Genomic DNA, 12,569 nt, shown 5'->3' on the forward strand with positions numbered 1-12,569 from the left:
ATAGCCGCACCGGCTTCTGTCAGCCCTTGGGCTTTATAATCCCAGTCTTTAAATTCAGCCTTAACTGCTTGCCAATCCACTTGCTTGGATAATTCTGGATCATCACGCAGTTGCTTGATCCATGCCATGCCTGGAGAGCGAGACAATTGCTCAAGGGATTTGTCTAAATCACCGGTTGCCTGATACTCAACAACAAAGCCATCACCCGCATCAAGCTTTATGCCACCCTTAGCATCTATGGTGACATGCTCGATGGTCTCCTTAAGGTAACCTTTATCGCTCTCACTCCACCACACAAGGTTTTCATTACGCTGATAAACGTCCTTAAAATCTTGATCCTTGTTGGTCAGAAACTTGATCTTCCCCGTATCTGATGCCAAATGCGTCTGACCACCACTTGATAGCCCTGCCGCATCAAGCGTGAGATCCCCATTTTGCGCATGCATGGAGAGGTTGCCCTCTGTTTCTATCGTGGTTTTGTTTGTAGTAACTTCTGTTGATTGTTGACGAAACTTATTCTTTTGCTTCGATTTGTCGCCTTCTTTGCCCCTCAGATCCAAATCAAAACTGTTAAAATCTTGCTCTGAAATCGCGTTGAGAGCGCCACCACTGGTGAAATCCCCATTGCCCTTGGCTTTAAACTTTCCCTCAAGGTTAAGTTCACCACCTGTGACAATGGTCAAATCTCCATCACTTTTGACTTCTGTCAAACGGTGCTCACTGCTTTGGGCGTTATAATGCCCTTTTTCCAATATTTCCTTATGGTCACTCTCTAGCACTAATGAACCAAACGTAGCAGAACCATCGACAATCACCGTCGTCGATCCACCACTGCTCCATTGGCCACCAGTCATGCTTAAATCGCCAAGGGAGTGAATGTTTAAATCCTGTATAGAAATGATTTGAGCCTGCTGCCCGCTCCGATCAACAAAACCATATTCATTCGTGTCACGGATTTTTGCAGTACCATCAATGATTGTCTTCGCATTGAGGGTGATGATATCCCCCAGAATAACACCTGACGAGTTGGCTAAAAGATCGCCACTGCTGAGATCTACAGCACCGCTGCCAAGCAAAAAACCACCATTATTGAACAAAGTTTGCGTGGTCGAAACATGCAATGCACCATTACTTGATATGGTGCCACTATTGGTAAGACGGTCCGTCTCTATAGTGACGCCATTGCCTTTCAAACGTGCACTGGCAAGGTTTCCTTGCTGCGTTTTTGCCCCATAAACATCTTGTGCTAAAGAAGTGTTTGGTGCCAAATAAACGTGGGGTACCAAGACCTCTTGTCCGTCGACAGGGTGGGTCTCAAGCCAGATCATATCCTTTTTGATCCCAGCAATCTGCTGAGGCGTTAAGGGCTTGCCTAGCACTAACCCCAAGGGATCTTGCTGCTCCACAGCATTGTCATAGAGCCTTTGCATTTGAGCATTGGGATCTTCAACATCAAGAAGAGTGCGATTGCCTGTCAGCTCAAAGATTTGCTCACCCACCAGACGATATTCAAAATAAGCATCCCCTAATCTTTTAAACACGTTCTCAGGCTTATAATTGCCAATCTTTTTTAAGTAATAGTCCGATCCTAAAAATTTGCTTGGATTGATAAAGTCCTGTCGCGTCTCAACTAAAAACGGCACATCCGGTGATTGGGTCTGGTCCAATTCTGTCTTAACAGAGCTAAGCCCGTCTTGCGTTGGCACCTGTATGGATTCTGGTGCGGGTGTTTTTGTGCTTGGTGCAAAAAGCCCTTTGTGCCCTTTCAAACCATTGATAATACCGTCTAATCGATCATCACTAATCAGTGGTTTGGAACCGTCAAAATCGGTGTTTTTAACACCAGCCAAACCTTTATCGCCAGAGCTTAAGCCAACTTGCTCAACCCCCTCACGCACCGCATGATTGTCAATATAGCCTGTCAACTTGGCATCAAGCGTGCCACCAGCTTCAATCGTGCCGTAAACAGCATCATAAGTGCGCGTGATTATTACAGGATCATCAACATATTCCGATGTGTCTGTATCTCCTATTTGAGCCACCCCTGCACCCAAAATATCACCAGATGTAGTCTCAATGCGTGTTGTCGTCTCAATCTTGGTTGTTTCGGTTAAATCACGCCCCTCATTGAGCAGCGTATCGCCATGCATCACAATGTTGCCATTGGCAGCAATTAAACTATAACTATTGCGGATATCGCCGGCATGAACCGTGAGATGACGCCCTGCTAAAATCTGGGCAGCATTATTGGTAAAATGAGGCTGCTGCTGACTAACCGTCGTTGTAACTCTGGTAGTTGTGGTAGTTGTATCAACAAAAAACCACCCATCTGTTTCAGTATGTGATGTTTCATAGACATTGCGATTCACCACTTTATCGCTAACTTCAACTCCACCTTCACGCATGTTGGTAAGCGCTGAGACATCGAAGGTCATATCGCCTGACACGGCTTCTAAAAGACCCGAGCTGTTGATCACATGACCAGCCCGCTCTCCACTTAAACCACGGATGATGAGATTGTCTTCAGCAATGACATCGGCAAACTTATTGATAAAATCCCCATCTAAGGAGAAAATGGCAGATTTCTTGGTATAAATCAGCCCACTATTACTCAGATCAGCGCTCACATTGAGCGCAACCCCATCACCACTTGAGCCAATACTGCCGGCATTGTCCAAAACATCTGCGGTTAAGACAAAAGCACCACCACTTTTGAGAACACCGTCTTCACCATTTAAAACCAGAGCAACTTGCCCCAATGACGGATCATGGCTTTCTGCCACAAGCGTAAAACTGTTACTGGCTAAAAGCTGACCGGAATTGGCTAAAGACCCAAGCTTCGCATCAACAACACCGCCCACCATAATACCGGAATTGCTTAAAACATCATGGCTGTTGAGAGTAAGTACCCCGCCTTGCGCTTCCACAAGCCCAGTTTGGGTGAGTGTGCTTGCCTTCAGCGTTACATCATAGGCGCCAACCTCACTTGTCTCACCCAGCGTCAAGATGCCATCGGTTGAGAGCTCAACCCGCTTTTTAGAGACAATGCGCCCCGTTTGGCTGAGATTTGTTTGCGCATGCAAAGCAATGGTATCATTGCTTTCTATTGTGCCACTATTGCTTAAATCACCGTGGCTGGTCAGTTGAAGGTCACCACGCTCAATCTCTATGTGCCCTGCTTGGATCACACTATCAGCAACAATATTAACTGCCCCTTGCGTAGAAATAAGACCATCAACATTCTCAAAACTGCCCACATCAATGCGCAAACCATCCCGCGCTAAAACATGCGCACCTTCATCATGTGTAGCGTTTTGTTGCTCTGAATTTGTCGTTTCAGCGCTTTTATTGACAAAAGACGTTGCAACAATCTTCATCTCACCGGCTAAAGCACTGAGAAGACCAGCCTCATTATTTATATGACCAGCACGTGTCTCTTTCAGCCCACCAATGCTGAGAGCCTCTTCTGCAATCATTCTGCCCTGTGTGTTGGTTAAATCACCATCACTGAATACGTCCATAGATTTTTTGGCGTAAATCAGCCCACTATTGCTGACATTCCCTGCCACATTGAGGGCAACATTCTCACCACTAGAGCCAAGCACACCGGCATTGTCTAATTGCCCTGCGGTCACAACAAAAACGCCACCACTTTGAAGGACACCTTCGGATGTATTCTTCAGAAAGGCTTGTTGCGGATCGGCGCCTTCTTGTGTGCTTACCATCAAATGCAAATCATCGGTTGCAATAAACGTCCCTTGATTGGTAAATGCACCAATATGAGCATCGACACTCTCACCGCGCATTGTGCCGCTATTGATAACCCCATCACGCACTTGAAGGGTTAATGCTCCTTCTTGGGCTTCCACAGTCCCTGCTTGGGTTAAAGCATCAGCACTTAAAACCACATCATAACTTAAAATCGTGCTCTCTTGAGAGGTTGTGAACATGCCCCCCGCTGTCAAGGCAACCTGCTGCATACTGACAATATCACCCGTATGATTGAGGGCACCATGGGCATCCAGCGTTATCTTCCCATTGGACCAGACAGTGCCTTCTTGGATCAGGGCACCGTGATGCGCATAAAGGTCAACTTTTTGCTCTGCCACTAAGCGCGCACGTGATGTAAGCTCTGCTGCTTCCACCAAAAGAGAGCCGCCAGCGCTATAATGTCCAGCGCCTACAGTGAGCCCATCATCGGCGCTCAAGACAATATTCCCCTTGGCACCAATATGGTTGTTTAAAGCGCTGATTTGATTGGTTTTAATGGTCAGATCGCCAAGGGAAGAAACCCCTGTTTGATCATTGTCTTGCATGCGGCTCAGATCAATTGTTGCTGCTTGGATCTCTAAAAGATCACCGGCGGCTATCCGCCCATTCCCCGCCTCAAGCTTTGCTGCCTGTAAATGCAAAGAACCCGTCGCTGACTGTTGACCATCACTCCCAATACCGCTTGCTAGAAGAGCATGGGACTGGAGCTTGATCAGATCGGCGTGCACATCAACAGCACCGCTTGCCGCAACGCGAGCTTGCTCAGCCAGTTCAACATGTTTCAAAGCCTTCAGTTCAACTGCTTCTTCTGAAAAAAGCAGATCTTTCACATGTACACTATCGTGGTGGGAGTGAGCCTTCACCGCTCCTTTGGCACGTGCTTTGGCAATTACCAGCTTGCCATCACTTGTCAATCTCATGGCGCCTGCATTGGCAACCATGTCTCCGCGCATCTTAACGCCCGCACCTTTATCATTGGCAATCACGCGGATCTGCCCCGCATACATTCCACCAAACTCACTGGAATCAATCGCCAATTCTGGCTCTTTGCCATCAGAACCAAGAGAAGTTGCTTCGCGTTTGTCATAATCAAAATGATTGTGACCAGCAATAACAGCCAAATCCCCTTTGACCTGTATAGGACCTCCGATACTGATCTTGCGCGAAACAAGATCAAAAATATCTAATGCACTCCCATCAGCCCCACGAGAGCCTATGGTGATATCACCACCCTCAACACGCAATCCACTCAAAGCGCCATCGGCTCCAATGATCGGTTGTCCGGTCGATAAAGTCACCCGTGGGGTATTGATAAAGCCACAACCGTTACAGGTAATCCCATTGGGATTGGCGATAATAACATCCGCCATATGCCCGTGTACTTCGCTCACGCCTTCAAGACGCGAGCGATTGGCACTCACCACTTCATTAAGGATAACCTTTGCTGCACCGCTATAACGCAAATTGCCGTTGCCTGGCACCAATCCCCCAAGCTGTGAACGCGAAACCTCCTCAGTCGAATTGTTCAAAATCACGCCATGGGTATCAACATTGAAACTGTCATATTTGTTATGAGAAAGACCCTGTCCATTGGGGCGCACAATATCAATCAGCGGCACATCATTGCCGGCTTTCCCCACCGTGGGGCGGAAAACAGAGCCAACCCCATCAGCTGCTTTAATCCCTTGGCTCTCTTGTGCAACAGGACTTCGCGCTCCAAGCGCTTGTGCTTGCAACAACAAAGGCTGAAAAGCTAAGCAAAAGCTTAAAACAAGTGAAAGCCCCTTATGAATCCCTCGCTGCAAAACACAAAGAACGCGCTGCCATAGCTTGTATCCATATCCCAATCTATGCTTTTGATCTTTCAATCCCCGCATCTTCAGCTCCTCATAAAATTCTTTATCTCTTTAAAAAAACAACCCATATGGGTATAAACAGCGCAGCGATATTTTTTACCGCCCCTTTGCTCTAAAATCTCAATAATGCCCGCACTTGAAATAACCCTGTCGCATTTCCCTTTTCTCGCACTGTCGATTGGGTTAAAATATTCGAATAAGACACATCAATATCCGTAATGTCTCCGGTTGCATGGAAACCAAGAGTTGCCCCAACGAGGCTCCCGCCAAAACTGTTTTTGTTTACATTATTGGCCACGGCCCCCAGATCAAGCGCCATATAAGGGGCAAATTGGCTCATAAATTTACGCCCCATTCTCGAAGAAAAACCTGGCAACAACAGCGACAATTCATTGCGCCAAAACGCCCCATTATTGCCGTAATAAATCGCCTCACGCACCCCACGCACAGAGGAACTACCACCAAGCGATATTTGCTCTGAACTAAACAACGTGTCGGGTGATAATTGTCCTGAAAACAGCGTGTTATAGCGAAAGTTATATTGTTTGAGCGAAAAAGGACGCACGTAGCCTAGGGAAAAAGACAATTTGGAAAATTGCCCTTTGGGTGAATTTTTTGTTGTATTCTCTTGCTCTTTATCATCATAAGCGCCAAGAATTGCCAACCCTTTATGAAACCCTATATGCGCGCTTAATTCTCCTCCAAGCCACTTGCGCGAATGATCAAGCTCAAAGGTTGCAATAGCCAATTTACGGCTGGAAACATCAACCCGACTGCCCATAATAAAATTATCAGAATATTTCCATGTCAACCGTCCTGTAAGCCAGGTCTTTCCCTCTTGATCACGGTCGATAACCCGTGAAATCCACGGTGTAAGCGATAAAGACTTACCCGCAGTCATAATATCGGAAAATATTCCCTTAACACTCGAATGATATTGGCTCCACGTCCCATCAAAACCTGTTGTCCAAGTGCCATAGGGAAGAGAAAATGATCCCGTTAGAGTATCACTATTGGGACGCTTGTGAGAAAAATGATACGGACTACCATCCATAGAACGCTGATAGCTAAACGACCATTGATCATTGATCCCCAACAGATCATCAAAAGAAAGGCTCAAGCGCGTTTGATAAAGCCCTGTTGCTTTAGCGCCAAGATTATCGCTGGAAAGCGTAATAAGCCAAGGTTTCTGTTTTTCAATATGAACATCGAGTATCGAACCACCCGAATTGCTCCCCGCACCAAGATTAATGGTGGCTTGGCGTGAGAAAAGCCGATTGATTTGATCAAGCCCTTGCTCTATCTGGCGCAGATTGGTCGGCTTTCCAATAAGGTTTGGAAAAGCCGTGGTGATTTCTCCTTGAAGTCTCCTCTCAACTTTATGCCCATCAAGGGTAATATCTTCCATCACACCTTCAACTACAACAATCTTGAGATGACCGCCGCTTAAATCTTGCTCAGGCAAATAAGCCCGCACCGCAATATAGCCGCGCTTCATATAAAGCTTGGTCACCGCTTTGAGCACTTTATTGATTTCGGCAATCCCCAAACACCGTCCTTCCCAAAGAGAAATGGCTTCATGAAGGTCGGTATGAGAAATCAACTGAGCACCAACAAATTCAATGCTTTTGATCAGCAAACAGGTTGTACTAGGCGAAGCACCATAGGCAGATGTGGTATCATCGTCTGGCAAAAATATCCCATGTGTTTCGTTTCTACGGTGCAATCGTTGAAAACGCTGTTGTTGTGTTTGTTGTCGTTGGATGCTCTCTGATTGATTAATCGCTTTCTCACGAATGTTTTGGGCAAAACTCGGCAACGAGAAAAGGCACAAAATAGCCGCAAAAACAAAAATGAAAAAAAATCTATGCATTCATTGTGCCCTCAAAATGAGCAACAAAATGAACCATATCGTCAGCGTCACAGAAAAAATCGCCAACCGCGTAACAATTTTTTAATTTTTTGATGAGAATAATACTTATAACATCTGAGAAAAAAGCATAGACTGTACTGTATACACCTGCTTTATGAGTTGTGCAAACCATATCATTTCCCCCGCTTTTGAAGATTTTACAATTACACTGTTAAATGACAATCATACACTCTAATATGCTTCTTAATTTTAAGGTGTTGCATGTAATATAATTTTGAGCTTTAAGTAAAGACTCTTATTCATAGAATAGACCAAATTTATTGGAACTGTTACATATTAGAGACAACAAAAAACACTCCATTATTATCGCTTGATAAGAAAAATAGTATGACAATCGCTTATTTACTAAAATAAGAAAAAAAGAAAATGCGTAATGCTATAACTGATGAAGGATTAGCATATTTAAAAGCCGCTTATCCTAATGAAAAAACACTAAAGATGATCTGTTTTATTATGTTTACGGTTTTTTGCATTCAGAAGATTATCGCACCCGTTATGCTGATAATTTATGCAAAGAATTGCCTCGTATCCCTTGCGTAAAAACGGCTGATGATTTTTGGAAATTTGTGACAGCAGGGCGTGAACTCGGTCATTTGCACGTAAACTATGAAACTGTAGAACCTTATCCTGTCACCTTTAAAAAGGGTAATCCAAAACAGACAGAAATCTCTAATCCCGAAAAATTCTATTATGTAACTGAAATAAAATTTGCAAAAATTAAGAATAGTAAGGAAAAGGATAAATCAACTGTTATTTATAACAGCAATATCATCATGACAGATATCTCTCTTGAATCGGTTATGGGGCGTCAATGTGTTAAGACTGATAAAAAGAGTGGCATTGTTAATGATGCCAATCGTTATGCTGTTGAAACCATTGGCAACCCTGCCTACCCTCTAGAGTTATTGCAGAGGGTTATTACCGTAAGTTTAGAAACAATGAAAATTGTTAAGAACCTACCAAAATTAGAAATAAGAGAAACCGAATAACTTATAAAGCATGCTCACATAATGAGAGTGATAACCTTACAAGGGGTATAGAGCTTATAACCATAATCTATACCTCTCTTGTTAAGTTGATTACATACAATCTTTAAAAAGAGTGTTTATATGCGTTATTCTAAAAAGAAATCATTTGCACTTTTAAATACTCTTATTTGGATTGCTTTAAGACTTTTAAGAAACCCACTCTTAAAATGAATTAAATTTTTTTACATTGCCTTTAAAAGATTATACCGTAATCTAAAATGAGTGCTTTATTGTTTTCAAAAGCTTTGTTTAAAGAGAGTTATGTATATTCATTTTACTTATAGGTTTTGAAGGTGTAAAAACCGTCAAAACCCCTTCAAAACGTATATTATTAGTTGAATTTATAGGTTGTGTTATCAATATGAGTTGTTTTTTTAAGATCTGTAAAATCTTAACCTATTGAAAAATAACGTTTTTACTTTTTATCGTTTTTTTATCTAAAAGGGGCAACCCTCAAAACTCAAAACCCCTTCAAAACTCATAACTATAATGATCTTGATAGCATTTCTTATGAGTTATAAACCATCTTTTGAAAGGCTTTAAAGGATCACATGCTTTTTATAAAGCACGTTGTAATCATTCTCTAAATCATAAGGTTATCATTCAAAAGAACTGATAAAATTCATAAAAGGGATTTTGATAACGTAATCAGTTTTTACTTTCCTATGCTTTTCATAAGACACGTTTTAATGACTCACTCAAATGATCACTTTTGTCAGTTCAATTTACTGACACATAACTGACAGGTTTTAATCAATTCACATCATTGGTTATCTTTTAAGATTGTACTCTTGATATGGGTTATGTTTTAAAGATATTAAACTATTGAAATATAATGTTTTTAATTTTTACTCATAAAAAAAATAATAGAGGCTCTTAAAAGGAACTGACAACACTGACACGGTCTATTAAAAGAGATTTTGCTCATCTCTATAATTATCAGTTTCTATTGAGATGTTTTCATAACAGTCTATAAATCGTAATTATCCTATTTATCGTTTCTCTTATGAAAATGAAAAATGATGCGGTGGCTATAAAGCATATAACAGCTATAGAGAATGCATAAAAACAGCAAGGTTTTATAATCATAATGCAAATGAATGCATTGGTTATAAAGACCATCTCTATAAAAAGCTGTTAAGTTGCAAATATGTTATAAACAAAATTCACAAAAAATTTAAAATTCATTTAGTGACAAAATTGATAGGTTATAAAGTTTAAAATACGCATCATGAGAGCGTTTCTAAATATTATAAATGTATAGATTCAGAAAATAACGCAATCTTTTAAGAAAGCCAATAATATAGCTTTAAAAGCATATAAATATAAAAGAAGCAACTAATAGGCATAAGATATTATCAATACACAACGTATTTAAAAAAATACAAAAAATATCAAAAAAGATAAAATATTGTTTGACAATAAATACGTATTTTATTATATGAATATTCAAGTGATTAGAAAACACTTTGAAACGACAAGCGGATAGATTACGAAACAATCTTTCCAACGCTTTTAAAAATTGGCTATCTTTTATACTTTTGTTAGTATATGAGGATTTTGTCGGGTGTGTTTACACCATACAATACTCTTTATGAGAAAAGTGTAAGCAGCGGACTTGTCGCCGTGTTTTCTAGCACCCGATGCCCTCTATAGGCTGTTAATAGAAAATTTAATTACGACAAGGTTTTAATTATGAAAAATACAGTAAAAAACACCCCCGTTATCTCTAATATTTCAAATGAAACCGCGCTTGCTAATCAACAAGAGCCTGCAAAAAAATACGAATTTACAGGAGAGACAATAGAGGTTGGTGATTATACTCTTTATCGCATTCGGGCTTTAAGGGATTTTGCTAATATAAAAGCTGGTGATTTAGGCGGTTTTATACATAAGGTTGCAAATTTAGCTCATAATGGTGATTGTTGGGTCGGTGGCAATGCCATGGTTTATGGTGATGCTCGTATTTACGATAATGCCCATGTTTCGGATAATGCAAAAATTACTGGATCTGCAAAAATTTATGAAAATGCAAGGGTCTATGGCAATGCTAGCGTGCATATTAGAGCTGAAGTTTATGGCAATGCGCAAGTCTATGAGAACGCATTGATTTATGGTGATATTTTTGGACATGCTAAAGTGTATGGAAATGCAAAAATTTATGACACTATTTATGGCAAATTTCTTGATAAAACTCGAATTTATGGCAATGCTGAGGTTTATGATAAAGCACGTGTTTTAGGAACCTCTCAGGTTTATGATAATGCCCATGTTTATGAAAATGCTATAGTTTTTGATAATGCTAGGGTTTGCGATAATGCCCATGTTTGTGGCGCTGCTATGGTCAATAGAGAAGCCAAGGTTTATGGGAATGCTATAGTGACTGGTTATGCCCATGTTTATGATAGGAGCTGCGTTTATGACAATGCCAAGGTTTATGGCAAGGTTTATGGTGGTGCTTGGGTTTCCAATAATGCTTTAATTTCTGATAATGCTGAGGTTTATGATGATGCTCGCATTTATGACAATGCAAAAATTTATGGCAAGGTCCATGGTGATGCTCATGTCTATGGCAATGCCAAGGTAATTGGCTATACTGAGATTGGTGGTGATACCAAAATTGGTGGCAATTATAAAGAACCCGTTATCACTGGTGATATTGTTTTTACAACTGTGTAAATGACGCGCGGGCGCGGCGGGGGCGCCCCCCTTTAAACATTTCATTCTAAAATTCAAATCTTTTTATAAAGGAATTGTGCTATGCAAAAAAAGTTTGCACTCACAAATGAGACACGTGTATTTAATAATCAAACTCTTTATCGCATCCAAGCATTAAGGGATTTTGACGATGTTAAGGCTGGTGCCTTGGGTGGTTTTATTGAAAATGAAAGTAACCTCTCTCATGATGGCAATTGCTGGGTTTACGATAATGCTCTTGTTTTAAATCCTGCCCATATTTATGAAAATGCCAAGGTTTTTAATAAAGCTATTATAATGGGTAATGTTTATGGCAATGCCCATGTATGTGACCGTGCCCGCGTTTATGCAAATGCTCATGTTTATGATAATGCGCATCTTTCTTATAATGCTTGGGTTTATCATCAGGCGCGGGTTTATGGCAATGCAAAATTATCAGGGAGCGCTCGTATTCATGGCAATGCTGAGGTTTATGATCATGCTGTTATCAGTGGCGCTGCTAAAATTTATGGCAAGGTTTATGGGAATGCTAGCGTGGGCTGTCATACTGATGTTTATGGCTCTGTTTATGGTAATGCGAAAATCTCTGGTTATTTCGTGATTAGAGGTAATGTCTATGGCAATGCAAGATTAAAAAGAGATAGTGATTTATATTGGGTTCCCATAAATTGTGAGGTTTATGAAAACGATACCGTTGTAAAGATTATTGAAAATAACGCTGCGTAAAGACGCGCGGGCGCGGCGGGGGCGCCCTTCTTTAAACATCTCATTTCAAATTTTATCAAACGTTTATCACATTAGATTGTGAGGGTCTTCTTATGTGCAAAAAATATGAATTAACCAGTGAAATCAAAAAAATCAAACATGCTCTTACTCGAAATATTATAAACATTTATCGCATTAAAGCTTTAAAAGATTTTGATGATATAAAGGCGGGTGCTTTAGGCGGCTTTATTGAAAAGGAAGTTAACCTATCCCATGATGGTAATTGCTGGGTGTATGATGAGGCTTGTGTCTATGGTCATGCAAGAGTGTATGACAATGCAAAAATACGCCATTTTTCTCAAGTCTGTGGTCAAGTTTATGGCAATGCTGAGGTCTATGGAAAAGCTTTTATCTCTCAATATGCTAAAGTTTATGACCATGCTTTTGTCTATGGCAATACTCATGTTTATGGCAATATTTATGGGTATGCTCATGTGAATGGTAGTGCCCGCATTCTTGCTGATGCTCATATTTATGATCATGCGCATGTTTCTTATGATGCTACGGTTTTTAGTTATG

The 12,569-nt window shown here is 41.1% G+C and carries 5 protein-coding genes and 2 pseudogenes; 4 read left to right on the forward strand and 3 right to left on the reverse strand.

Annotated elements, in window-relative coordinates; translation table 11 throughout:
• The 3 genes from ACFIMI_RS08850 to ACFIMI_RS08860 form a co-directional block, all read right to left on the reverse strand.
• A partial coding sequence (locus tag ACFIMI_RS08850) for a filamentous hemagglutinin N-terminal domain-containing protein (protein WP_375692478.1) occupies nt 1-5,648 on the reverse strand: 5,648 nt, incomplete at its 3' end.
• 91 nt (nt 5,649-5,739) lie between these two features.
• Nucleotides 5,740-7,500 carry a ShlB/FhaC/HecB family hemolysin secretion/activation protein gene (locus tag ACFIMI_RS08855; protein ID WP_375692479.1) on the reverse strand — a complete coding sequence of 587 codons (1,761 nt, stop codon included), beginning with the start codon at nt 7,498-7,500 and terminating at the stop codon, nt 5,740-5,742.
• Nucleotides 7,493-7,672 (reverse strand): hypothetical protein, encoded by a 180-nt coding sequence (locus tag ACFIMI_RS08860; RefSeq protein ID WP_375612457.1) that lies wholly within the window; start codon nt 7,670-7,672, stop codon nt 7,493-7,495. Before ACFIMI_RS08860 ends, ACFIMI_RS08855 begins: the two co-directional genes overlap by 8 nt.
• A gap of 257 nt (nt 7,673-7,929) precedes the next feature.
• Between ACFIMI_RS08860 and ACFIMI_RS08865 the strand changes: the two are divergent.
• The 4 genes and pseudogenes from ACFIMI_RS08865 to ACFIMI_RS08880 form a co-directional block, all read left to right on the forward strand.
• Nucleotides 7,930-8,549, forward strand: a pseudogene (locus ACFIMI_RS08865) (type ISP restriction/modification enzyme); the annotation flags it as partial.
• A 1,734-nt stretch (nt 8,550-10,283) separates the two neighbouring features.
• Nucleotides 10,284-11,267: a hypothetical protein gene (locus ACFIMI_RS08870; protein WP_375692480.1), complete on the forward strand. Its 984-nt coding sequence runs from the start codon at nt 10,284-10,286 to the stop codon at nt 11,265-11,267.
• A gap of 81 nt (nt 11,268-11,348) precedes the next feature.
• Nucleotides 11,349-12,011, forward strand: a complete 663-nt coding sequence (locus tag ACFIMI_RS08875) for a hypothetical protein (RefSeq protein WP_375692481.1) — start codon at nt 11,349-11,351, stop codon at nt 12,009-12,011.
• A gap of 92 nt (nt 12,012-12,103) precedes the next feature.
• Nucleotides 12,104-12,569, forward strand: a pseudogene (locus tag ACFIMI_RS08880) (hypothetical protein); the annotation flags it as partial.

Source organism: Bartonella sp. AP4SXKL (assembly GCF_042195845.1).
Taxonomy (GTDB): Bacteria; Pseudomonadota; Alphaproteobacteria; order Rhizobiales; family Rhizobiaceae; genus Bartonella.

Bases quoted from the DNA above. Each gene is read 5' to 3' on its own strand.
- ACFIMI_RS08860 (WP_375612457.1), bottom strand. From the start codon at position 7,672: ATGGTTTGCACAACTCATAAAGCAGGTGTATACAGTACAGTCTATGCT.
- ACFIMI_RS08855 (WP_375692479.1), bottom strand. From the start codon at position 7,500: ATGCATAGATTTTTTTTCATTTTTGTTTTTGCGGCTATTTTGTGCCTT.
- ACFIMI_RS08870 (WP_375692480.1), top strand. From the start codon at position 10,284: ATGAAAAATACAGTAAAAAACACCCCCGTTATCTCTAATATTTCAAAT.
- ACFIMI_RS08875 (WP_375692481.1), top strand. From the start codon at position 11,349: ATGCAAAAAAAGTTTGCACTCACAAATGAGACACGTGTATTTAATAAT.